This window comes from Herbaspirillum sp. SJZ106 (assembly GCF_006715495.1).
In the GTDB taxonomy this organism is placed as follows: domain Bacteria; phylum Pseudomonadota; class Gammaproteobacteria; order Burkholderiales; family Burkholderiaceae_D; genus Herbaspirillum.
Map to the genome: position 1 here is coordinate 584267 of NZ_VFNI01000001.1, position 22673 is coordinate 606939.

General features: G+C 63.0%; 18 protein-coding genes and 1 tRNA gene. 8 read left to right on the plus strand and 11 right to left on the minus strand.

What is annotated here, in order from left to right; all coding sequences use genetic code 11:
- Positions 1-122: 122 nt before the first annotated feature.
- Together FB598_RS02580 and thiL are read right to left on the minus strand one after the other, a co-directional pair.
- The gene (locus FB598_RS02580; RefSeq protein ID WP_141912490.1) at positions 123-674 is read right to left on the minus strand and encodes a phosphatidylglycerophosphatase A; all 552 of its coding nucleotides are present in this window, start codon (positions 672-674) and stop codon (positions 123-125) included.
- Positions 671-1636 carry a thiamine-phosphate kinase gene (gene thiL / locus FB598_RS02585; protein WP_141912492.1) on the minus strand — a complete coding sequence of 322 codons (966 nt, stop codon included), beginning with the start codon at positions 1634-1636 and terminating at the stop codon, positions 671-673. Before thiL ends, FB598_RS02580 begins: the two co-directional genes overlap by 4 nt.
- A gap of 571 nt (positions 1637-2207) precedes the next feature.
- On the opposite strand from thiL, the gene FB598_RS02590 reads away from it, so the two are divergent.
- From FB598_RS02590 to FB598_RS02605, 4 genes are all read left to right on the plus strand, one after another.
- Positions 2208-4520, plus strand: coding sequence for an NADP-dependent malic enzyme (locus FB598_RS02590; protein WP_141912494.1), 2313 nt, complete (start codon positions 2208-2210; stop codon positions 4518-4520).
- 468 nt (positions 4521-4988) lie between these two features.
- Positions 4989-6350, plus strand: a complete 1362-nt coding sequence (locus FB598_RS02595; RefSeq protein ID WP_141912497.1) for an MFS family transporter — start codon at positions 4989-4991, stop codon at positions 6348-6350.
- 157 nt (positions 6351-6507) lie between these two features.
- The gene (locus FB598_RS02600; RefSeq protein ID WP_141912499.1) at positions 6508-8307 is read left to right on the plus strand and encodes an ATP-binding protein; all 1800 of its coding nucleotides are present in this window, start codon (positions 6508-6510) and stop codon (positions 8305-8307) included.
- A gap of 4 nt (positions 8308-8311) precedes the next feature.
- Entirely contained in the window at positions 8312-9670 is a 1359-nt protein-coding gene (locus FB598_RS02605; protein ID WP_141912501.1) for a sigma-54 dependent transcriptional regulator, read from the plus strand.
- Positions 9671-9795: 125 nt separating this feature from the next.
- Here FB598_RS02605 and FB598_RS02610 read toward each other — a convergent pair whose 3' ends face one another.
- From FB598_RS02610 to FB598_RS02625, 4 genes are all read right to left on the minus strand, one after another.
- Entirely contained in the window at positions 9796-10458 is a 663-nt protein-coding gene (locus FB598_RS02610) for a DUF799 domain-containing protein (protein WP_141912504.1), read from the minus strand.
- Positions 10455-10820: a DUF4810 domain-containing protein gene (locus FB598_RS02615; protein ID WP_141912507.1), complete on the minus strand. Its 366-nt coding sequence runs from the start codon at positions 10818-10820 to the stop codon at positions 10455-10457. The genes FB598_RS02610 and FB598_RS02615 overlap by 4 nt, the downstream gene beginning before the upstream one ends.
- Before the next feature lie 45 nt (positions 10821-10865).
- Complete coding sequence (locus FB598_RS02620; RefSeq protein ID WP_141913332.1) at positions 10866-11537, minus strand: CsgG/HfaB family protein; 672 nt, start codon at positions 11535-11537, stop codon at positions 10866-10868.
- A 617-nt stretch (positions 11538-12154) separates the two neighbouring features.
- A tRNA-Leu gene (locus tag FB598_RS02625) sits at positions 12155-12239 on the minus strand.
- Between the two features lie 123 nt (positions 12240-12362).
- Between FB598_RS02625 and FB598_RS02630 the strand changes: the two genes are divergently transcribed.
- On the plus strand, positions 12363-14324 hold the full coding sequence (locus tag FB598_RS02630) for an APC family permease (RefSeq protein WP_141912509.1): 1962 nt from the start codon (positions 12363-12365) through the stop codon (positions 14322-14324).
- A 47-nt stretch (positions 14325-14371) separates the two neighbouring features.
- On the opposite strand, the gene FB598_RS02635 is transcribed toward FB598_RS02630, so the two are convergent.
- The 4 genes from FB598_RS02635 to FB598_RS02645 form a co-directional block, all read right to left on the minus strand.
- Complete coding sequence (locus FB598_RS02635; RefSeq protein WP_255463912.1) at positions 14372-14755, minus strand: surface-adhesin E family protein; 384 nt, start codon at positions 14753-14755, stop codon at positions 14372-14374.
- A 79-nt stretch (positions 14756-14834) separates the two neighbouring features.
- Positions 14835-14993: a hypothetical protein gene (locus tag FB598_RS20635; protein WP_183405795.1), complete on the minus strand. Its 159-nt coding sequence runs from the start codon at positions 14991-14993 to the stop codon at positions 14835-14837.
- A 103-nt stretch (positions 14994-15096) separates the two neighbouring features.
- Complete coding sequence (locus FB598_RS02640; RefSeq protein ID WP_141912513.1) at positions 15097-16176, minus strand: tartrate dehydrogenase; 1080 nt, start codon at positions 16174-16176, stop codon at positions 15097-15099.
- Positions 16177-16361: 185 nt separating this feature from the next.
- The gene (locus FB598_RS02645; RefSeq protein ID WP_141912516.1) at positions 16362-17300 is read right to left on the minus strand and encodes a D-hexose-6-phosphate mutarotase; all 939 of its coding nucleotides are present in this window, start codon (positions 17298-17300) and stop codon (positions 16362-16364) included.
- A 247-nt stretch (positions 17301-17547) separates the two neighbouring features.
- Between FB598_RS02645 and FB598_RS02650 the strand changes: the two genes are divergently transcribed.
- Together FB598_RS02650 and FB598_RS02655 are read left to right on the plus strand one after the other, a co-directional pair.
- Positions 17548-18747: a glycoside hydrolase family 5 protein gene (locus tag FB598_RS02650; protein WP_221292292.1), complete on the plus strand. Its 1200-nt coding sequence runs from the start codon at positions 17548-17550 to the stop codon at positions 18745-18747.
- A gap of 67 nt (positions 18748-18814) precedes the next feature.
- Positions 18815-19729, plus strand: a complete 915-nt coding sequence (locus tag FB598_RS02655) for a LysR family transcriptional regulator (RefSeq protein WP_141912518.1) — start codon at positions 18815-18817, stop codon at positions 19727-19729.
- A gap of 13 nt (positions 19730-19742) precedes the next feature.
- On the opposite strand, the gene FB598_RS02660 is transcribed toward FB598_RS02655, so the two are convergent.
- Positions 19743-20810 (minus strand): substrate-binding domain-containing protein, encoded by a 1068-nt coding sequence (locus FB598_RS02660; RefSeq protein WP_141912521.1) that lies wholly within the window; start codon positions 20808-20810, stop codon positions 19743-19745.
- A 205-nt stretch (positions 20811-21015) separates the two neighbouring features.
- Here FB598_RS02660 and FB598_RS02665 point away from each other — a divergent pair, with 205 nt between their 5' ends.
- Complete coding sequence (locus FB598_RS02665) at positions 21016-22659, plus strand: OFA family MFS transporter (protein WP_141912523.1); 1644 nt, start codon at positions 21016-21018, stop codon at positions 22657-22659.
- Positions 22660-22673 lie beyond the last annotated feature (14 nt).

Consider the following 22673-nt stretch of genomic DNA (forward strand, 5'->3'; position numbering starts at 1 on the left):
TCATCCTTGGCTGTACCGTCGGCCGCTTCCAACGGCCGCGGTCGGTTGATCATGTGCATGCAGCAACAGGATACTCCCGTCTTCGCGATTCTTGAACCGGAATCTCGACGGCGTTGGGCAGATCAGGCGTAGACGCGCCAGAAGGCGAATACCAGCAGCGTATAGAAGGCCGCCACGATGTCGTCCCACATCACGCCGAAGCCGCCCTTGAAGCGGCGGTCGAACCAGGCGATCGGCGGCGGCTTGACCATGTCGAAGAAGCGGAACACGACAAACGCCGCCAGCTGCACCTTGAAGCCGGCCGGCGTCACCAGCACCAGCACCAGCCAGAAGGCGATGATCTCGTCCCACACCATGCTGCCGTCATCGGGCGAGTTGAGCGCGCGTCCGGTGCGATGGCAGGCCCAGATGCCGATCACGAAGCCGGCCACGATGATGGCCAGCCAGTTGGCGGCGGTAAACACATGCGGCCAGCGTGCGGAAAGCACGTTATAGGAGAGCCAGGCCAGCAGCGTGCCGGCGGTGCCCGGCATGATGGGCGAGAGGCCGCTGCCGAAGCCCTGCGCGATCCAGTGCGCCGGATGGGCCAGCATGAATTGGGCGTTGGCGCGGCGTTTCTTGTTGGCCGGCGCAGCGGCGGGCGGGGCGGACGGGGAGGAAAGGTCTGGGTTCATGAGCGGAAATGATCGAAGGAGCCGAGCTCCAGCTGTAGCGGTTCGCCGCCGGCATCGACGAGGCGCAGGCCGGGGGCATGCTCCATCGTGCCCACGCGGGCGATTTCGACGCCGGCCGCATGTGCGGCCTTTTGCACGGCCTGGCGCAGGCGCACCGGGGCGGTGAAGCAGAGTTCGTAGTCGTCGCCGCCGCTGAGCGTGAAGCGGCGCCGCAGTTCAAGCTCGCGCTGCTGCAGCACATTGCCGGGCGGCAGGGCGTCTACGTCCAGCGTGGCGCCGAGGTTGGAGCGTTGCAGGATGTGGCCGAGGTCGCCGGCCAGGCCATCGGAGACGTCGATGGCGGCGTGCGCGATGCCGCGCAGCGCGATGCCCAGTTCCACGCGCGGCATGGGCTCATGCATGCGCGGCGCCGCCTGCAGCAGTTCTTGGTCGGACAGCGCAAGTTCGTTGCGGTAGCCGGCCAGCGCCAGGCGCGCGTCGCCCAGCGAGCCGGAAACCCAGATGTCGTCGCCGGCGCGGGCAGCATCGCGCCGCAGCGCCTGTTGCGGCGGCACTTCGCCGAACACTGTGATGCTGATGGTCAGCGGCCCCTTGGTGGTGTCGCCGCCGATCAGTTCGCAGCCGTGGCGGTCGGCCAGCGCCAGCATGCCGTTGGCGAACGGCTCCAGCCATTCGGGATCGGCTGCGGGCAGGGCCAGCGCCAGGGTGAAGGCGATCGGCTTGGCGCCCATCGCGGCCAGGTCGGACAGGTTCACCGCCAGGCATTTGTGGCCCAGCGCCAGCGGATCGGCATCGGGGAAGAAATGGCGGCCGGATACCAGCATGTCGCTGGAGATGGCCAGTTGCATGCCCGGCGCCGGCGTCATCAGCGCGCAATCGTCGCCGACCCCGAGCGCCGTGCGACTGTCGGGAGCAAGCGGGCGGCTGAAATAGCGCGCAATAAGTTCGAATTCGGAGAGCATGAGGCGATTGTAACTAATCTGTCATCGCTTCTGGAGGACAATATCGGCGTTCGCCGCTATGACCATTAATACGCCCGATAGAACGGGGAATCGGATGTTGCGCTGCAGCGAATGCACTGAAAGGGCGCGTTGTCCATGCGCCCCGGCATTTGGCGGCGGCGACGCAAAGCGACGCCGGGAAGAGGGCGGGCAGGGCAGGAGGCAGGGCGCCAGCGCATCGCCTCCATTCCTACGCACCGCTGCGGTGGGGCCAAAAGCCTTGCCGGCCAGCGCCGCCAGCCGCTAAGGACTTTCCACAAGGACGTTCCCGGCCGGCGCAGGCGAGTAAAGATTCGCCATTGATTCGCCATTGCCAAGCTGCGCCCAACGTGTGCCTATCGCGTCACTAACAGACGTCAACTGCACCGCGAAGGGGCATGTTCGCGGACATCACGCGCCGCCGATGAAACGCCGCAAAGCCTGTTCCGGACTGGCTTTGCGCGGGGCAGCATGAAATCGGCGGCCTATGATTGAAGGCCGACCTCTGCTAGAATCGACGGTCTTCGCAAGTCAACATAGAGAATACAGAGTTATGGATTCGATGATCAGTAAGAAAGAAGAAGTGCGTCAGCAACTTCGTCAGGCAGCGCTGGAGTACCACGAGTTTCCGACACCGGGCAAGATCAGCGTCACTCCCACCAAGCTGCTGACCAACCAGCGTGATCTCTCCCTGGCGTATTCTCCCGGCGTGGCCGCGGCTTGCGAAGAAATCGTGGCCGACCCGGCCAACGCATTCAAATACACCGCCCGCGGCAACCTGGTGGCCGTCATCAGCAACGGCACCGCCGTGCTGGGCCTGGGCAACATCGGCCCGCTGGCTTCCAAGCCGGTGATGGAAGGCAAGGGCGTGCTGTTCAAGAAGTTCGCCGGCATCGATGTGTTCGACATCGAAGTCAATGAAAATGACCCGGACAAGCTGATCGACGTGATCGCCGCCCTGGAGCCTACCTTCGGCGGCATCAACCTGGAAGACATCAAGGCGCCGGAGTGCTTCTACATCGAGCGCAAGCTGCGCGAGCGGATGAAGATCCCGGTCTTCCACGATGACCAGCACGGCACCGCCATCATCGTCGGCGCGGCCATCCTCAACGGCCTGAAGGTGGTCGGCAAGAACATCAAGGAAGTCAAGCTGGTGGTCTCCGGCGCCGGCGCGGCCGCGCTGGCCTGCCTGGACCTGATCGTCGACCTCGGCTTCCCGATCGAGAACATCTACGTCACCGACCTGGCCGGCGTGGTCTACAAGGGCCGCACCGAACTGATGGATCCGGACAAGGAGCGTTTCGCCCGCGAAACCGACGCCCGCACCCTGGCCGAAGTCATCCCCAATGCCGACATTTTCCTGGGCCTGTCCGCCGCCGGCGTGTTGAAGCAGGACATGGTCAAGCAGATGGCGCCGCGTCCGCTGGTGCTGGCGCTGGCCAACCCGACCCCGGAAATCCTGCCGGAAGACGTCAAGGCCGTGCGCGACGACGCCATCATCGCCACCGGCCGTTCGGACTATCCGAACCAGGTCAACAACGTGCTGTGCTTCCCGTACATCTTCCGCGGCGCGCTGGATTCGGGCGCGACCACCATCACCCGCGAGATGGAAATCGCCACCGTGCACGCCATCGCCGAGCTGGCGCAGGCCGAGCAGTCCGACATCGTGGCCGCCACCTACGGCGTGACCAACCTGTCCTTCGGCCCGGAATACATCATTCCCAAGCCGTTCGACCCGCGCCTGATGATCAAGATCGCGCCGGCCGTCGCGCGCGCGGCCGAGACTTCCGGCGTGGCCGCCCGTCCGATCCAGGACATGAATGCCTACGTCGAGAAGCTGGAGCAGTTCGTCTACCACAGCGGCACTTTCATGCGCCCGATCTTCCAGGTCGCCAAGAAGGCCGCCGAAGCCAAGAAGCGCATTGTCTACGCCGAAGGCGAAGAAGAGCGCGTGCTGCGCGCGGTGCAGGTGATCGTCGACGAAAACCTGGCCAAGCCGATCCTGGTGGGCCGCCCGGAAGTGCTGGAACAGCGCATCAAGAAATTCGGCCTGCGCCTGCGTCCGGGCGCTGACTTCGAAGTCATCAACCCTAACTTTGACAACCGCTATCGCGACTACTGGCAGACTTTCCTGGAAATGTCGCGCCGCAAGGGCGTCACCGAGCAGTACGCCAAGCTGGAAATGCGCCGCCGCCACACCCTGATCGGTTCCATGGCGATCCACAAGGGCGACGCCGACGGCATGATCTGCGGCACCTACGGCACCACCCAGCTGCACCTGCACTACATCGACCAGGTGCTGGGCAAGCGCGAAGGCGTGAACGTGTACGCGGCGATGAACGCCGTGATCCTGCCGAACCGCCAGCTGGTGCTGGTCGACACCCACGTCAACGAGAACCCGAACGCGCACGAGCTGGCCGAGATCACCATCCTGGCCGCCGAGGAAATGCGCCGCTTCGGCCTGCATCCGCGCGCTGCGCTGCTGTCGCATTCGAACTTCGGTTCCAGCAACAGCGAATCGGCCCGCAAGATGCGCGAGGCGCTGGCGATCCTCCGTGAAATGGCGCCGGACCTGGAAGTGGACGGCGAAATGCATGGCGACACCGCGCTCGACAGCAAGCTGCTCAACGCCGTGATCCCCGACTCGCCGTTGAAGGGCGACGCCAACCTGCTGGTCATGCCCAATATCGACGCGGCCAACATCGCCTACAACTTGTTGAAGACCGCATCGGGCAACGGCGTGGCGATCGGCCCCATCCTGCTGGGTTGCGCCAAGCCGGTCCATATCCTGACGCCGTCGGCAACGGTTCGCCGCATCATCAACATGACGGCGCTGTGCGTGATGGACGCGTTGTCGGAGCGTTGACCGGTAGCCGCACAGGCAAACAGCGGTACCGGAAAAACGGCGCATGTCGAAAGACATGCGCCGTTTTTCTTTTTTTGCTCCGATGGCTGCTGTCCTCGTTCCGAGTCCGCAGTCTCTGCAATGCAGCTGGATGGAATCCCGCAAATGCCGCATTGCGGCATTCCGGACATCCGCACGATTGTTGCGCCGCGGTGAGATTTCTTTTCGGGAAAATCCTTTGAAAACAGAGGCTTAACAAGCCGCCCAAGCCGGCCTCCCTCTGGCACGAAGCCTGCAATACATCGACAAAGCAGGCGGAGGCAGACACGATGCAGGCCATTCTTTCGCACGCGCATTGGCGTCGCGTCTATCTCCCATTTCACCGCCCTCGACAACGCATCCGCTCCGGCCATCCGGCGCCGGATGGGGCGAGGGCATACACAACGCGTCGCACCAGACAGGAAGGGGCGGCGACAACAGGAGATCTCCATGAGCGGCAAACAGCAATTGAGCCCGGCGGAATACCGCAAGCGCATCTTCGCCATCCTCGGCGCGTCATCAGGCAACCTGGTCGAATGGTTCGACTTCTACGTCTATTCCTTCTGCGCGATCTATTTCGCGCCGGCCTTCTTCCCCAAGGGCGATCCGACTTCGCAATTGTTGAATACTGCCGGCGTGTTCGCCGCCGGCTTCCTGATGCGCCCGATCGGCGGCTGGCTGTTCGGCCGCATCGCCGACAAGCATGGCCGCAAGACGTCCATGCTGATTTCGGTGCTGATGATGTGCGGCGGCTCGCTGGCCGTGGCGGTGATGCCGACCTACGCCGCCATCGGCGCCTGGGCGCCGGCGCTGCTGTTGGTGGCGCGCCTGTTCCAGGGGCTTTCGGTCGGCGGCGAGTACGGTACCTCGGCCACCTACATGAGTGAAGTGGCGCCCAACGGCCGCCGCGGTTTCTTCGCTTCTTTCCAGTATGTGACGCTGATCGGCGGACAACTGCTGGCGGTGCTGGTGTTGTTCGGCATGCAGCAGTGGCTGAGCAAGGAAGAGCTGATGGCCTGGGGCTGGCGCGTGCCGTTCGTGCTGGGCGCCCTGGGGGCGCTGGTGGCGATGTACCTGCGCAGCTCGCTGGCCGAGACTGCCTCGGCAGATGTGCGCAAGAAAAAGGATGCCGGCACCCTCAAGGGCTTGCTGCAGCACAAGCGCGCCTTTATCAACGTGGTCGGCTTCACCGCCGGCGGCTCGCTGATGTTCTATACCTTCACCACCTACATGCAGAAATACCTGGTCAACACCGCCGGCATGGACCCCAAGGTGGTCAATGGCGTGATGACCGGCGCATTGTTCGTGTACATGATCCTGCAGCCGATTTTCGGCGCCATCTCGGACAAGATCGGCCGCCGCAATTCGATGCTGTGTTTCGCCTTCCTGGGCATGGTGTGCACCTTCCCCATCCTGCATTTCCTGAAAGACGTATCCAGTCCGTACGCAGCGTTCGGCTTGGCCATCCTGGCCCTGACCATCGTCAGCTTTTACACATCGATCGGCGGCCTGATCAAGGCCGAGATGTTCCCGGCCGAGGTGCGCGCGCTGGGCGTGGGCCTGTCGTATGCGGTGGGCAATGCCATCTTCGGCGGCTCGGCTGAATTCGTGGCGCTGTCGCTGAAGTCTGCCGGCATGGAGTCGGCGTTCTACTGGTACGTGTCCGCCATGTGCCTGGTGGCGCTGATCGTGTCCCTGCGCATGCCTGATCCGCAACGCGACGGCCATTTGCATGATGACGTACACGTCGATGACGGCGCCGGCGATACCGGCGCGGTTGCTGGCGGCGCCAAGGCGCATAAGCCGGCCTGATCCCCGGGGCAGCGCGGATGCGGCAAGGCCGGCTTCATCCGCGTTATCATTACGGAAAACCATGGCTGGACGCGGCGCCTTTTCAGGCGCCGCGTCGTATCCGGAGCCCATACACCGGCGGACATCCGGCCGTATCATCTTCCCACCACACGAGCGCATGAGAGCCAGAAGAAACCTGCTGCTGTTCCTCGCTTTCATCGCGGCAACACTGGCCGTATGCGGCGTCACCTACCAGCTCAGCCTGCGCAAGGCCACTGCCGATCAAAACAGCCTGGGCTCGGCGCAGTTGCAGATCGTGGCCATGGACCTGGAATCCATCCTGCAGAAATACGAAACCCTGCCATTCGCGCTCGGTTTCCAGGCCGACGTGCGCCGGGTGCTGCAGCACCCCGAGGACGCCGCCGCAGTCGACCGGCTCAACCGCGCCTTCAAGATCATCCAGCGCCAGTCTCGCGCCGTGCATATCTTCATGCTCAATGCCGCCGGCATGACGCTGGCCTCCAGCAACTGGGACGAGGAATTCAGTTTCGTCGGCCGCGATTTCGGTTTCCGTCCCTATTTCCGCGAGGCCGTGCAAGGCAGGGCGGGGCGTTTCTACGGCATCGGCAACATCTCCAGCGAACCGGGCTACTTCATTGCGCAACCGATCTACCGCAGCCAGGACCAGGTCTCGGGCGATGCGCCGATCGGCGTGATGGTGGTCAAGGTCGACCTGGCCGAATTCGAACACACCTGGAGTAGCAGCGACGACCCGATCGCCCTGACCGACGCTAGCGGCGTAGTCTTCCTCAGCAACCGTGCGGAGTGGAAATACCACAGCCTCAGACCGCTGAGCGCGCCCATGCAGCGTGAGCTGGAAGGCACGCACCAGTACGCCGACCTGCCCATCGCGCCGGTGACCACCTTGCCCAAGGCCTTGCAGCGCGGTTTCGGCGAACATGTGGCGCGGCCCGTTTCCAAGCTCGGATGGGAACTGATGCTGTACCCGTCGCGGGCGCGCGTGGTGCGCTCGGCCACGCTGGCGACGCTGGCCGCGGCCTTGTTCATGGCGGCGCTGGCGATTTCGCTGCTGGCCTGGTACCAGCACCGGCGCCGCGTGCAGGAGCGGCTGGAGTCGCGCGATGCCCTGCGGCGCGCGGCAGCGGAACTGGATTTACGCATCGCCCAGCGCACCCGTGAATTGACCGCCGCCAACCAGGCCATCGCCGCCAAGTACGACAAACTGCAACAGACCGAAACGCTTTTGCGCACCACCCAGAACGAGCTGGTGCAGGCCGGCAAGCTGGCCATGCTGGGCCAGATGGCCGCCGGCGTGACGCACGAGCTGAACCAGCCGCTGGCGGCCATCCGCGCCTTCGCCGACAATTCGGTGAAGTTCCTGGCGCGCGGCCAGACCGCGCAGGCGGCGGAAAACCTGGAACACATCAGCAGCGCCAGCGCCCACATGGGCAAGATCATCGCCCAACTGAAGGGCTTCGCCCGCAAGAGCGGCGACCTGGTGGCAACGGTGGACTTGCGCCGCGCGATCGAGGCGGCGGTGCTGTTGCTGGGCAGCGAGTTCCAGCACCACGGCGCGGACATCGCCATCGACATCCGCCAGCCGGCCAGCATCACCGGCGACGGGGTACGCACCGAGCAGGTCCTGATCAACCTGTTGCGCAATGCGCTGGATGCGATCGAAGACGCGCCGCGCAAGCAGGTTTGCGTGAGCCTGGATGTTGAGGACGGGCAGGCCGTGGTGCGCATCCGCGACTCGGGCGCGGGCATTCCCGATGAGGTAGCGCCGCACCTGTTCGAGCCTTTCTTTACCACCAAATCGTCCAGCAAGGGGCTGGGCCTGGGACTGGCGATTTCCTCGTCCATCGTGCAGGCGATGAACGGCCAGCTCGCCGCGCATAATCATGAGCAGGGCGGAGCCGAATTCATCGTGCGCCTGCCGCTGCAAAACAACGGCTGACACCATGCATCCAAACACCGACGACACCAATAACGCCGACAACACCAACAACGGCGCCGCCATCCTGGTCGAGGATGAACAGGCGGTGCGCCGCGCCACCGCGCAGACGCTGGAATTGGGCGGCTTTTCGGTCAGCGCCTGGGCCAGTGCGGAAGAAGCCCTGCCGCTGCTCACGCGCGACTTCAACGGCATCCTGGTGACCGATGTGCGCTTGCCGGGGATGTCCGGGCTGGCGCTGCTGGAGCATGCGGTGGGCGTCGATGCCGACATTCCGGTGATCGTCGTCACCGGCCATGGAGACATCGGCACGGCGGTGGATGCGATGCGCGCCGGCGCCTACGACTTCATCGAAAAACCGTTCGCCTCCGACCGCCTGCTGGAAGTGGCGGCGCGCGCGCAGGAAAAGCGCCGCCTGGTGCTGGAAAACCGCAAGCTGCGCGAAGCCTGGGCCCGCCATCCCGAACTGCCGCCGCTGGTGGGGCAATCGCCGGCCATCGAACGCGTGCGCACGCTGATTGGCAGCCTCGGGCCGGCCGATGTCGATGTGCTGATCAACGGCCAGACCGGCACCGGCAAGGAAGTGGTGGCGCGCCAACTGCACGCGGCCAGCGGCCGCAAGGGGCCGTTTGTGGCGCTCAACTGCGGCGCGCTGCCGGAGAGCGTCTTCGAAAGCGAGATCTTCGGCCACGAGGCCGGCGCCTTCACCGGCGCGCAGAAACGCCGCATCGGCAAGCTCGAATACGCCAACGGCGGCACGCTGTTCCTGGACGAAATCGAAAGCATGCCGCTGGCCATGCAGGTCAAGCTGCTGCGCGTGCTGCAGGAGCGCCGGCTGGAACGCCTGGGCGGCAACGAGTCGGTGACGATCGACTGCCGCGTGGTGGCCGCCAGCAAGGCCGACCTGCTGCAAATGAGCGCGCGCGGCGAGTTCCGCGAAGACCTGTACTACCGCATCGGCGTGGTCGCCATCGACCTGCCCACGCTGAACCAGCGCGGCAGCGACATCCCCTTGCTGCTGGCGCACTTCTGCCAGGCCGCAGCCGTGCGCTACCGGCGCGACGTGCCGCCCTGGAGCGCGGCGCAGATGCAGCAATGGCAGCAGCGCGAGTGGCCGGGCAATGTGCGCGAGCTGCGCAATTTCGCCGATCGCTGGGTGCTGGGGGTGAGCGAAGCGGGACCGGAGCGGGAAGCGCCGCCGGAAGGCATTTCATTGCCGCAGCAGGTCGAGAATTTCGAAGCCGGGATGATCGCCTTCGCGCTCAGGGAAACCGGCGGCAGCGTGGCGCTGGCGGCGCAGCACCTGGGCATTCCCAAGAAGACGCTTTACGACAAGATCAAGAAGTACAACCTGGGAGAGGCGTGAGTGCAGTAATCGTGCCGTCGAAAACAGGAGTAGGTTGACGAAAAAAACGCCGCGGATGATTTCGCGGCGTTTTTTTTGGGGAGAAATTGCGTCATATGGCACTGCATGCCCGCAAATCGTTTTCCTCAGTCTTTTTCATATTGAGGTGAACGAGGGCCGTAAAGCATGCCGTTTTTATGGCCGGCCATCAGCAGGCGCTGGCTGGCGATGCCTGCCATGTTGAAGCTGGCATCGCTCATTGTTCCGATGATCTGGTTGACCACCGCCGAGACCAGTATGCCGATCAGGCCATTTTGATTTTGCTGGCTTTCGGCAGAGGATGCGGAGGCCGACCCTTCCCACAGCACCTTGCCGGAACGCAGGTCGAGCAACTTGGCATCGGCCGACACCACGGTTGCGCTGCTGACTACTTTGTAAGAGGTGCCATAGTCCTTGACATTGATGTACAGGGCTGAGTCCGCGCCAAAGATCTGGCGCAGCTTGGGCGGGGGCAGGTCATGTATGTCGGCGGGATTGCTCAAGCCGTTTTGCTTGAATGTTTCTGCCGCCAGCGACACCGGGATCACATAGTAGCCGGACTCAGCCAAGGGGTAGGTGACCTGGGACATCATGCCGTAGCTGGCAGCCACCTCAGGCGAGCTGTTCAGCGGCGGCAGCACCAGGATGGAGGCCGGGCGCGCCTGCTTGAATTCGGCATAATCGTAAGGCTTTTGCTGGGTGGCGCAACCGCTCGCCAGCACTGCGAGCAGCAGGGCAGCGGCTGCTGCCTTGAATTTTCCGGGCATCATTTCGCTACTCCTTTTTTGTAATTGCGCATCAGGAAATCCATGTATGGGGTTGATTCAGGAAACAGCGTCTTTTCGGTTTCGAGTTCCTGCACCAGTTGATCTTCCTTGCCGATGGCGGCATAGAGCATGCCCAGATGGGCGTGGTATCCCGGTGGGACGGCTTCGCCCTTGGCGCGAATTTTTTGCAGGCTTTCTTCCAGTGCTGCGATCTGCTGCTCGTTGCCGTCGCCTTCGGACTTGAAGTGGGCATAGACCTGCTGTTGATAGTTGCCCCATCCATACAGCGACTTGTGCTGGTTGGCACAACCGGTCAGCATGATGGCCAAACCGGCCGCCAGGCTTGTTGCAAGATATTTTTTCATACTGTTTTCTTGTTGGTTGACGAGTGCGGTTGCTGCTGTTGGTTTTTATTGTGGTTTCCAGGCGCCGGAATCGATGCCGGTGACCAGGTTGTTGACCGCTTCGCGGATGGCCAGGTCGAGCACTTTGCCGTTGAGGGTAGAGTCGTAGCTCGCGGTGCCGCCAAAGCCGATGATTTCCCGGTTATCCAGACTGTATTCGCCCGCGCCCTGCACCGAATAAACCACTTGCGAGGTGTTCACGTTGACGATATTGAGATTGACCTTGGCATAGGCGATTTGCGACTTGCCGCGGCCGAGGATGCCGAACAGCTGGCGGTCTCCCACCTCCTTGCGGCCGAATTCAGTGACATCGCCGGTGACGACGAAATTGGCGCCTTTGATGTCCTGTGCCTGCTTGTTCAGTTTGGCTTCCTGCGCCAGTTCAGCCATGTTGTCGCGATCCATGACGCTAAATCGATTGCTTTGTTGCAGATGCGTGATCAGGATGGTCTTGGCTTGGCCACCGAGACGATCGACGTTGTCGGTAAACAGGCCGCGCATATAGCTCGAGCGGTTGTCGAACTTGCCCACAGAGATCGGGCTGCGCGCGCCTTGGTAGGGTTGCGCAGCACTGTTGACCTGCGCTACCGGCAAACTGCGCGAACTTTCTGTTGCACATCCAGCCAGTATCGATGCTGCGATAAGTGCTGTAACGGCGATGATCGGCCTCTTGAACATTGGTTTTTTCCTTTTTTGTTGGAGTGGGGGGAAGCTGCGTGGCAACCTTGAAAACCGACAAGACAGAGCGATGCCGGGCGGCACGACTCCAGTCATGTCGAAAATGAATTGTTTAGGTAATTCTCAGTGTTGGAAGCGCTGTGATCACAGGCGCGCGGCGCTCAATGAGCAAGGAGGGTAAGTAAAGCAGAGAAGAAGCGGTGAATCAGTAGAAAACACCCGATAAAGTGCCTGATTGTTTGGCATTGTGTACTTCCCCCGATATTGTTTTCCGGTTTGCTGGGCTTGCATTGTGGATGCGCATGCCGTCCGGTTGTGATGGTGAGAATATATAGCAACGGGAAATGGGCTGTCTAGATATGTCCTGGGAAATGGAACTTATATTTGAGGCAGGAGAAAGGGAATATCAGCCAAGAGGGGCGGCTACTTTTCGAGCAACACTTTCGAAAGGTCATCCTTGACCCGCGAAGTCATGGCCTGTCGTCATTTGCATCTTTGACTGATGCGTGTTTTTTTCTTTTATTGGCAACGACTTGTTTCCGGTTTTTGTGGCGTACATCACGGTTTACGGAAAACAATAAAAAAGGCCCTCAATCCTGAGAGCCTTATTCTATAAGTGGTGCCGGGAGCCGGAATCGAACCGGCACGCCTTGCGGCGCGGGATTTTGAGTCCCGTGCGTCTACCTATTCCGCCATCCCGGCAACGCAAGCGCGAGATTATGACGGATTTTGAATTGGCCGGCAAGTCCCCAAAACCGGAAGCGGGTATCATGGCGGGTTGGAGAAATACAAGGCGGTGCGGTTTCGCATCGCCAGCCTCAAGTAATGAAGCCGTTGAAGATTCGTGAAATAGTGATCGGGAAAGCGCTCGACCCTCTCAAGAGCGAAACCCGCCATTCGCTGGCGCTGGTGGCTTTCCTGGCGTGGGTCGGGCTGGGGGCGGACGGGTTGTCGTCTTCCGCCTACGGGCCCGAGGAGAGTTTCCGGGCATTGGGCGAGCATACCCATCTCGGCCTCTATCTGGCGCTCGCTACCGCGCTGACCGTGTTCATTATCGCGCTGGCCTATAACCAGGTGATCGAACTGTTCCCGACCGGGGGCGGCGGCTATCGCGTCGCCACCAAGCTGGTGGGGCCTTATCTCGGCCTGGTGTCGGGGGTGGCGCTGATCCTCGATTATGTGTTGACCATCGCCATTTCGATCGCTTCCGGCGTCGATGCGCTGGCATCCATGCTGCCGCTGGGTTTCCAGCCGTACAAGCTGTGGGTGGAGGCCGTCTGCATCGGTATCCTGATCGTGCTCAACCTGCGCGGCCTGAAGGAGGCGATCCGGGTGCTGCTGCCGATCTTCCTCGGTTTCGTGGCGACGCACCTGCTGCTGATCCTGTACGGCATCTTCGCGCATGCCGGGCATTTCCCTTCGCTGGTTCCCGACACGCTGGCCGATACCGGCGAGCTGGCCCAGCACATCGGCTGGTCGGGCGTGGCGGCCATGCTGCTGCTGGCCTATTCGCAGGGCGGCGGCACCTATACCGGGCTGGAGGCGGTCTCCAACAACGTCAACATGCTGGCCGAGCCGCGCGTGCGCACCGGCAAGGTGACCATGATCTACATGGCCTTGTCGCTGGCCTTCACCGCCGGCGGCATCTTCCTGCTCTACCTGCTGTGGGACGCCCGCCATGTGGACGGCCAGACCCTCAATGCCTCGACCTTCCGCATCATCATCGGCAGCCTCGGCATCGAGGCCAAATGGGTCAACGACCTGATGCTGATGGTGGTGCTGGCGTTTGAGGCCGGGCTGCTGTTCGTGGCGGCCAATACCGGTTTCCTGGGCGGGCCGGCAGTGCTGTCCAATATGGCGGCCGATTCCTGGGTGCCGCACAAATTCCGCTATCTCTCCACGCGGCTGGTGACGCAGAACGGCATCCTGGTGATGGGCGTGGCGGCGCTGGTGATCCTGTTCTGGACGCAGGGCAGCGTGACGCTCCTGATCGTGCTGTATTCGATCTCGGTGTTCCTGACCTTCGCCATTTCGCTGTTCGGCCTGTGCCGCTACTGGTGGCGCCGCCGCCGGCAACTCGACCACTGGAAGCGGCGCTTCCTGCTGTCCCTGGCCGGTTTCGTGATCTGCGCCGCCATCCTGTGCGTGCTGGTGGTGGAAAAATTGTTCGACGGCGGTTGGGCCACGGCGGTGATCATCGCCGCCATGTCGGCGCTATGCATCTATATCCGCAACCATTACCGCGCCACCAAGCAGGCCATCCGCACCGTCGACCAGATCTTCGCCAACCAGCCCTTCGGCCCGCACCAGGGGGAGATCCTGCCGGATCCGTCCCGGCAGACCGCGGTATTCATCGTCGGCACCTCGCGCGGCGGCGGCTTGCATGCGCTGTTGTGGGTGCAGCGCATGTTCCCGGAGCATTTCAAGAACTTCATCTTCGTCAACGCCCGCACGGTGGATTCGCATGCCTATGGCGGGGAAGGCGCGGTCGAGCAAATGCGCGCCGAGGCCGATGCGACGCTGCAGTTCTTCGTCGATTTCTGCCGTAGCCACGGCCTGGCTTCGACATCCCGCCTCGGTTTCGGCACAGATGCCGTGCAGGAAGTGACCCGGCTTTGCTATGAGATCAGCAAGGAGTATCCCAACGCCATCTTTTTCACCAGCAAGCTGATCTTCGAGCAGGACAACTGGTTCATCCGCCTGCTGCACAACCAGGCGGCGCTGGCGGTGCAGCGGCGACTGCATTTCGATGGCTTGCAGATGGTGATCCTGCCCATGAAGGTGTGAGTACCCCGGGATCTGGGCCGGGAAGAAACGGGCTTATCTGGGAGGACTTATTTGCCGCAGACCGCGTCGATGGCGCGTTCGCCGGTGGAGCCCGGAATCGGGTCTTGCAGCCTGACGTCCGCATAGGACAGTTGCGGCGCCAGCAGCAAGGTCCCCTGGCCGTCCGGTTGCGCATACATCTTGCGGCTGCCGAAGCCGAGCTGGCGGTTGTTGCAGTCGAAGTAGGCGGTCGAGATTTCGGACGTGTAGTAAGTCTTGCTGCCTTGGCCCATCAGCAGCTGGGGACGGTTCCAGTTCAACAGGATTTGCGCCTGGCGGATGCTGCGGGTGGCGACGATGCTGTTCTTGTCGACGAAGAAGCTGCCGATGTTGTTGTCGCCCAGCGGCGACCATTCGGCATGGGCCGGCAGTGCTGTTCCGGCCAGTGCCATTGCGATAGCCAGGCTTGCCGGCGCGCGCAAGACGGAGGATGAAAAAAACGGTACGTCCATAGGGCGGAGTGCGTCGCGATCAACTGAACATGACTGCCAGCATTGCCACATCATCTTCCAGCAGCAGCGCCAGGGTCACGCTCCAGAAGAGCGTTTCGGCCAGGAGCCGGTTCCAATTGTGCTGCAGCCGCAATGACATGTCCGGTCCGGTGATCGGGATGATTTGAATTGCGCTCATCCTAACATGTCGTGCGCGGGCGGTCATGGGGGAGGGGCCGGCAGGCTGATGCCTGCCGCTCGGTCGGCGGCCGGGAAGCCGCCGGGATGCTGCATTATCGAATTTAGATCGCTGCCGCGATGGCTTTGCCGACTGAGGTGGTGTCGCCCTGGCCGCCCAGGTCGGGAGTCTTCGGGCCATCCTTGAGCACATGTTCGACCGCGGCCAGGATGGCGTCGTGCGCCTGCCGGTACTTGGCCTCGCCGTTGCCGAGGAAGTCCAGCATCATCGCGCCCGACCAGATGGTGGCGATGGGATTGGCGATGTTCTTGCCGAAGATGTCCGGCGCCGAACCGTGCACCGGTTCGAACAGCGAAGGCAGTTCGCGCGACGGGTTGATGTTGGCCGAGGGCGCGATGCCGATAGTGCCGGCGCAGGCCGGGCCGAGGTCGGAGAGGATGTCGCCGAACAGGTTGGAGGCCACCACCACGTCGAAGCGGTCCGGATTGAGCACGAAGTGGGCGGTCAGGATGTCGATGTGGTATTTGTCGCGCCTCACATCGGGGTATTGCTTGCCCATGGCTTCCACGCGCTCGTCCCAGTAGGGCATGGTGATGGCGATGCCGTTGGATTTGGTGGCCGAGGTCAGGTGCTTTTTCGGACGGCTTTGTGCCAGGTCGAAGGCGTACTTGAGGATGCGGTCGGTGCCCTTGCGGGTGAAGACCGATTCCTGGATCACGGTCTCGCGTTCGGTGCCTTCATACATGCGGCCGCCGATGGAGGAGTATTCGCCCTCGGTGTTTTCGCGCACCACGTAAAAGTCGATGTCGCCGGGCTTGCGGTTGGCCAGCGGGCAGGGCACGCCTGGCATCAGGCGCACCGGGCGCAGGTTGACGTACAGGTCGAACTCGCGGCGGAATTTCAGCAACGAACCCCACAGCGAGACGTGATCGGGCACCGTGGCCGGCCAGCCGACCGCGCCGAAGAAGATGGCTTCGAAGCCCTTCAACTGGTCGAACCAGTCGTCCGGCATCATCTTGCCGTGCTTTTCATAGTAGCCGCAGTGGGCCCAGTCGAAATGGGTGTATTCGATCTCGATGCCGAACTTCTTGCTGGCGGCCTCGACCGCGCGCAGGCCTTCCGGGATGACTTCCTGCCCGATGCCGTCGCCGGCGATGACCGCTATCTTATGTTTCCTTGCCATGCTGTTCTCCTCGATGATGTGGCGCCCGTGGGCAAGCTCTCAGGGAGGAAATCATAAACGTATTCGAGCGGCATTCGCGCGGCGATCATGCACGAATCGGTGATTCCATGAAACACGATCCGTGAATAATTGCTGGATCCTGTCCACCCAAGCAAAAGCCCGGCGTACGGCCTAATGTTGTTCATTCAGCCGCCGAGCTGCTCGGCCCACATCGTTACCCCCATGCTGTGCGCTTCGCCGGGCGCCAGCTCGACAAGGTCTTCCATCACGTTGGCGGTTTCGATGCACAGCATGCGCTGCCAGGCGTCGTCGGCGAATTGGGACAGGCGGCGCGCCTTGCTGGCCCACGGGTTCCACACCACGGCCGAGGTCGAGCCGCTGGCTTCGATGCGGATGCGGCGCTTCCAGCCTTCATCGCGGATCGCCAACTGAGGCGGCAGGTCGAGGTAGATGCGGTCGGTTTCGCCGCTGACCGCCAGTTCGCGCTTCTGTTCGCGTTCGGCCCAGCCTTCCAGCGTTTCGATGTAGCGCCGTCCCTCCAGGCCTTCCACTGCCACGTCATGGATGCTGCTCACGGCGAAGTAGGTGTGCAGCGCCTGGGTCAGGGCGATGTGTTGTTCGCTGTTGTTGCGGGTGGTCAGGTTCAGGTGCAGGCGGTCGTCCAGCAGGATGTCCAGGCGCAGCTCCAGGCCGGCCGGCAGGTGGCGCAGGCTGGGCGAATCGGTGGTGGGCGGGATGGCCAGCGTCAATCGCACGCTGTCGCCCTCGATGGCGCTTTCCTGCAGCAGCCAGTCGATGCCGCGTACCAGGCCGTGCGCCGGCAGCCGCCCGCCGGAATGCAGCGCCTGCACCTGCGGCGGGTTGCGCATCAGGTCGCCAAACCACGGCCAGCAAACGGGGATGCCGCCGCGCACCGAATTGCCGGCTTCGAAGGCGGCCTCTTCGCTCATCCAGACCAGCGGCTCCTGGCCATGCGCCTGGTAGCGCAGCACTTGCGCGCCTTGCTCGGCCACCAGCAGCTCGGCCCGGGCGGTCTGGATGCGCAGGCATTGGAGCTGGTTGACTTCGATGCGCTGGATATGCGGGACTTCCTGCGGAACAGTCCCGTCATCTGTGGTGATCATGCTGGAAACTCCGAAAAAATTGCGATAGTGCAAGCCTGCCACATTTCGCCCCGGCGAGGAATGGCCGGGGCATTTTCTTGTGGCTGTAGGCTTGTCATTTGTGCATGTTCTGGCATGCCATGCGGCGCATCGTTAAAGATCGATTTCTCAAGTCATACGCCTCCGGCCGCGCACCAATGCCGGTGAGGAATTGTCCAATGGCGCCCGCTCAACAGGAATTGCCGATATGACGAACCTATGCAAGCCGATGCGAAAACTGATTGCCATCATGGGGCTCCTGGTCGCCACGGGTGTGACGACGGCGGCGCCTGCGCTTGCCGCCGACTCCATGCAGTTCTGGGACAGCCCCCGGCACGGGGGCAACAGTTTCAACCGGTTGCCGCCCGACCAGGCCTATTTCGATGCGTTGCGCGCGCATGGCGCCGATTGGGTGCGCCTTTCCTATGACAAGTGGCGTGCGCAAGGCAGGGATTTCCTGCTGGGGGATGCCGACCGTTATCAAGGCCTGGCCGAGCGCGACCTGGCCACGCTCAGGGAAACGCTGGCAAGAATAGACAAGGCCGGGTTGAAGGCGGTGATCGCGCCGCTGTCGCTGCCCTATGCGCGCTGGTCGCAAAACAATGGCGGCAAGTTCGATGACCGCCTTTGGCAGGATCGGCAGCGCTGGCGCGATGCCGTGCGCTTCTGGCGCGACCTGGCGCAGGCATTGCGCGGGCAGCCGGGCATCGCCGCGTATAACCTGATCAATGAGCCGGCGCCGGAGAAGATGGGCGGCTTGCCGGAACATGCGGCGCCCGAACGCATGCGGCAATGGTATGCCGAGCAGAAGGGGAGCGGGCGCGACCTGCCGGCTTTTTATGCCGAACTGATCCGCGCCATCCGCGAAGTCGATCCGGACACGCCGATCATGGTCGATGCCGGCTGGTACGCGGCGGCCGACGCTTTTGCCTATTGGCCCGGGCCGCTGGCCGATACGCGCACGCTGTACAGCTTTCATATGTACGAACCCTATGAGACGACCAGCGGGCCGAACCTGCGCCGGCAGCCGCCGTTGCGCTATCCCGGCGATACCCGTTTCGGCGGCGTGGCGCAATACTGGGATGCCAGGCGCGTCGCCGCTTATCTTGAGCAGCCGCTGGCCTGGGCGCGCGCGCACGGCATTCCGATGTCGCGCATGGTGGCCGGCGAGTTCGGCTGCATCCGCACGCTCGACAGTTGCGAACGTTATCTCGACGACGTGTTGAGCGTACTGCAGCGTTCCGGCGTGCATTGGGCCTTTTATGCGTTCCGCGAAGACAATTGGGATGCCATGGACTATGAACTGGGCAAGGGCAAAGTCCACTGGAGTTATTGGGATGCCCAGGAAAAGGGCTTGCCCGATCCGGTCAAGCGCCGTGCCACGCCCGAGTTCGAGGTGATACGGCGCCGCTTGCAAGACGGCGGGTGAGCCGTTGCGTCGGGCTGGCCATGGGTGGCTATAATCCACGCATCGTTGACCCGATCCGCTACGAACCGTGAACAATTCTCCCTTGCTTGAAGACCTGCGCCTGTTTTGCGTGGTGGCCCGCCGCAGCAGCTTTGCCGAATCGGCCAAGGAGGTCGGCGCTTCGCCGGCCTACATCAGCAAGCGCATCGCGCTGCTGGAACAGGCGTTGGGCGTACGCCTGTTCCATCGCACCACGCGCAGCGTAGTGATGACGGAGGAGGGCGGCAACGTCCACGACTGGGCGCGCAAGATCCTCGACGATGTCGAGCAGATGATGGAGACGGTCAGCAGCGCCAAGCGCGTGCCGCGCGGACTGCTGAAGATCAGCACCAGCTTCGGCCTGGGCCGCAAGTACGTCTCGCCGCTGCTGTCCGAATTCGCGGCGCTGCATCCGGAACTGAAGATCCAACTGGAGCTGGTGGATCGCCAGATCGACCTGGTCAACGAAGGCTTCGACCTCGACATCCGCGTCGGGCCGGGGCATGAGCCGCATCTGTTTTCCAAGCGCATCATGCCCAGCCAGCGCGTGCTGTGCGCCAGCCCGGCTTACCTCAAGCGCCACGGCTTGCCGGCCGACCTGGCCGCATTGCGCCAGCACCAGTGCCTGGTGATCCGCGAGCGCAACCAGTCCTTCGGCATCTGGCGCATGATGGGCCCCAAGGGGGCGGAGACGGTCAAGGTGTCGGGCGGCCTGGCCTCCAACCACGGCGAGATCATCCACCAGTGGGCGGTGGACGGCCACGGCATCATCCTGCGTTCGATCTGGGACGTGGCCGAGAGCTTGAAGCGCGGCCGGCTGGTGCGCATCTTGCCGCAGTACTACCAGGAGGCCGACCTGTGCGCGGTCTATCCGCTGCAGTTGAAGAATTCGGCCAAGGTGCGCGAATGCGTGCGCTTCCTGCAGAAAAAGCTGGATGTGAACGCGCCGGCCATCACCGTGTAGCCGGGTCGGCGGTTCAGCCGAAGGCTTCTTTCAGCGTCTGGATCTTGCCGGTGTCGGTGGCGTCGTAACCGGCCAGGTTGTTGACCGCGGCGCGGAAGGCGTCCGATTGCAGGATGTCGATCACCGCGCGGATCAGCGGGTCGTGCAGCGACGCCGCCGGCAGCGCGAAGAAATAGCGCTCGCGCACCAGCGGGATGAACTCCAGCCCGAAGCGCTGGGACGCGGTCTGCACGCCGAAGCCGACGTCGGCCATGCCGCTGGCGATGAAGGCCGCCACCGCCGAATGCGTGAATTCGGTGTTCTCGAAGCCGTTGATCTTCTTGCGGGCGATGCCGGCGCCGGACAGCATCAGTTCCAGCAGCATGCGCGTGCCCGAGCCGGCTTCGCGATTGACGAAGCGCAGGTCGCCGCGCGTGAGGTCGGCCAGCGATTGCACGTTCTTGGGATTGCCCTGCGCCACGAACAGGCCCTGGTTGCGCACCGCCAGGTGGATCAGGCAGTCGCTGCGCTTGTTGAGCCATTTGGCGTAGGTGGCGATCGCCGGCCGCTCGAATTCCCCCAGCGGCACATGAAAGCCGGCCAGGTCGCATTCCTGGCGCGACAGCGCGGCCACGGCATCGGTGCTGTGGCGGTAGCGCACTTCCACCGGCAGCCGCGCCTCATTGATCTTGCCCAGCAACGCGGCCACCGCGAAACCGTGGCTGGCGTTCAGGCGCACCGTTTCCGACTTGCCTTCCACCGTCTTGCCCAGTTCGATCTCCAGTTCCGACGCCAGGCTGTCGAGCGTGGGCGACAGGCGCGCCGCCACCAGGCGGTCGGCCCACAGCAACTTGTTAGCGAAGGGAGTGAGGGTGGTGCCGCGGCCGCGGCCGCTGGCGATCAGGCGGTTGCCGAAGATGCGTTCGGCGTCGCGCAGCAGGCCCCATGCATGCCGGTACGAATAGCGGATCTGCTGGGCGGCTTGCGCGATCGAGCCGCTTTGCTGGATGGCAGTCAGCAGCGTGAGCAGGTTGGCCGTATCGAGCGGGGCCTCGTTGTCGTAGGCGATTTCCCAGTGCGGCTTGATGTGGACTTTGTACATTTATGAAAAATATAGCATATTGAGTCGCTTGTTTTTAGGTGATAATTTCGCTGCAGCCTACATAAATCATAAAAAATATATGTAGCGTTGTACATATATAAACAGGGAGGAACCTGATTGCAAAGATGGATCGGCTTGCCGTTCCTACCGGCTTTGCAATGGCCTCCCTCTCGATCCACATCATCAATAATTATTCGGAGGAATAATGGCTTTCGATTTCCTGAACAAGGAACATACGGTTGCCAAGCCTGGCTTCAACCGCTGGTTGGTGCCCCCGGCTGCACTTGCAATCCACCTTTGTATCGGCATGGCCTACGGCTTTTCCGTGTTCTGGCTGCCGCTGTCCAAGGCCTTGGGCGTGACCGCGCCGATCGCTTGCGGCGCCGATGTCGGCTTCTTCGCGCAAATCTTCTCATCCTCCTGCGACTGGAAAATCTCCATGCTGGGCTGGATGTACACCATGTTCTTCGTCCTGCTCGGCATTTCCGCGGCGATCTGGGGCGGCTGGCTGGAACACGCCGGCCCGCGCAAGGCCGGCGTCGTGGCAGCGCTGTGCTGGTGCGGCGGCCTGCTGATCTCGGCCGTCGGCGTCAAGACCCACCAGCTGTGGCTGATGTGGCTGGGCTCCGGCGTGATTGGCGGCATCGGGCTTGGCCTGGGCTACATCTCGCCGGTGTCGACCCTGATCAAGTGGTTCCCGGATCGCCGCGGCATGGCCACCGGCATGGCCATCATGGGCTTCGGCGGCGGCGCGCTGGTCGGCAGCCCGCTGGCCGACATGCTGATGAAGAAATTCGCCACCCCGACCTCGGTCGGCGTATGGGAAACCTTCGTCGCCATGGCCGCGATCTATTTCGTGTTCATGATGGCAGGCGCCTTCGGCTACCGCGTTCCGCCTTCGGGCTGGAAGCCGGCCGGCTGGACGCCGCCGGTTGCCAACAACAACACCATGATCACCCAGAACCACGTGCACGTTTCCAAGGTCTGGGGTATCCCGCAGTTCTGGCTGGTGTGGCTGGTGCTGTGCCTGAACGTGTCGGCCGGCATCGGCGTGATCGGCATCGCATCGCCGATGCTGCAGGAAGTCTTCGGCGGCCACCTGCTGGGCGTCAATGTCGGCTTCAACGACCTCTCGCCCGAACAGAAGACCGCCATCGCCGCGCTGGCAGCGGGCTTTACCGGCCTGATCAGCCTGTTCAACATCGGCGGCCGTTTCGCCTGGGCCTCGTGCTCCGACTTCTTCGGCCGCAAGATGACCTATGCGATCTTCTTCGTGCTGGGCTTCGTGCTGTACGTGAGCCTGCCATGGTCGGCCAGGGCGGGCAGCATCGCCCTGTTCGTGGCTGCGGTCTGCATCATCCTGTCGATGTATGGCGGCGGCTTCTCGACCGTGCCGGCCTACCTGGCCGACCTGTTCGGCACCCAGATGGTGGGTGCGATCCACGGCCGCCTGCTGACCGCGTGGGCGACTGCCGGCATCCTGGGCCCGGTGGTGGTGAACTACATGCGCGAATACCAGCTGTCGCTGGGCATGCCGCGCGAGTCGGTCTACAACACCACGATGTACATCCTGGCCGGCATGCTGGTGCTGGGCCTGATCTGCAACCTGCTGATCCGCCCGGTCGCCGCCAAGCACTTCATGACGCCGGAAGAGCTGGCGCGCGAGAAGCAGCTGGCGCACGAAAAGTCGGCAGCCGAAGCGGTCGCGACCGCTGCGTCGGGCGACATGTCCAAGATCGGCACCGGCGGCAATCCGGCGGTGATCGCGCTGGCATGGCTGGCAGTAGGCATCCCGCTGATCTGGGGCGTGACGTTGACGCTGCAGAAGTCGGCCGTGCTGTTCCGTTGACCGGGACTTGACGC

Excerpts from the sequence above, each read along its gene's own strand:
- FB598_RS02590 (WP_141912494.1), top strand. The coding sequence starts at position 2,208 with ATGGATTCGATGATCAGTAAGAAAGAAGAAGTGCGTCAGCAACTTCGT.
- FB598_RS02635 (WP_255463912.1), bottom strand. The coding sequence starts at position 14,755 with ATGGCACTGGCCGGAACAGCACTGCCGGCCCATGCCGAATGGTCGCCG.
- FB598_RS02665 (WP_141912523.1), top strand. The coding sequence starts at position 21,016 with ATGGCTTTCGATTTCCTGAACAAGGAACATACGGTTGCCAAGCCTGGC.
- FB598_RS20635 (WP_183405795.1), bottom strand. The coding sequence starts at position 14,993 with ATGAGCGCAATTCAAATCATCCCGATCACCGGACCGGACATGTCATTG.
- FB598_RS02605 (WP_141912501.1), top strand. The coding sequence starts at position 8,312 with ATGCATCCAAACACCGACGACACCAATAACGCCGACAACACCAACAAC.
- FB598_RS02660 (WP_141912521.1), bottom strand. The coding sequence starts at position 20,810 with ATGTACAAAGTCCACATCAAGCCGCACTGGGAAATCGCCTACGACAAC.
- FB598_RS02600 (WP_141912499.1), top strand. The coding sequence starts at position 6,508 with ATGAGAGCCAGAAGAAACCTGCTGCTGTTCCTCGCTTTCATCGCGGCA.
- FB598_RS02580 (WP_141912490.1), bottom strand. The coding sequence starts at position 674 with ATGAACCCAGACCTTTCCTCCCCGTCCGCCCCGCCCGCCGCTGCGCCG.
- FB598_RS02645 (WP_141912516.1), bottom strand. The coding sequence starts at position 17,300 with ATGATCACCACAGATGACGGGACTGTTCCGCAGGAAGTCCCGCATATC.
- FB598_RS02615 (WP_141912507.1), bottom strand. The coding sequence starts at position 10,820 with ATGAAAAAATATCTTGCAACAAGCCTGGCGGCCGGTTTGGCCATCATG.
- FB598_RS02640 (WP_141912513.1), bottom strand. The coding sequence starts at position 16,176 with ATGGCAAGGAAACATAAGATAGCGGTCATCGCCGGCGACGGCATCGGG.
- thiL (WP_141912492.1), bottom strand. The coding sequence starts at position 1,636 with ATGCTCTCCGAATTCGAACTTATTGCGCGCTATTTCAGCCGCCCGCTT.
- FB598_RS02650 (WP_221292292.1), top strand. The coding sequence starts at position 17,548 with ATGCGAAAACTGATTGCCATCATGGGGCTCCTGGTCGCCACGGGTGTG.
- FB598_RS02595 (WP_141912497.1), top strand. The coding sequence starts at position 4,989 with ATGAGCGGCAAACAGCAATTGAGCCCGGCGGAATACCGCAAGCGCATC.
- FB598_RS02620 (WP_141913332.1), bottom strand. The coding sequence starts at position 11,537 with ATGTTCAAGAGGCCGATCATCGCCGTTACAGCACTTATCGCAGCATCG.
- FB598_RS02610 (WP_141912504.1), bottom strand. The coding sequence starts at position 10,458 with ATGATGCCCGGAAAATTCAAGGCAGCAGCCGCTGCCCTGCTGCTCGCA.
- FB598_RS02630 (WP_141912509.1), top strand. The coding sequence starts at position 12,363 with ATGAAGCCGTTGAAGATTCGTGAAATAGTGATCGGGAAAGCGCTCGAC.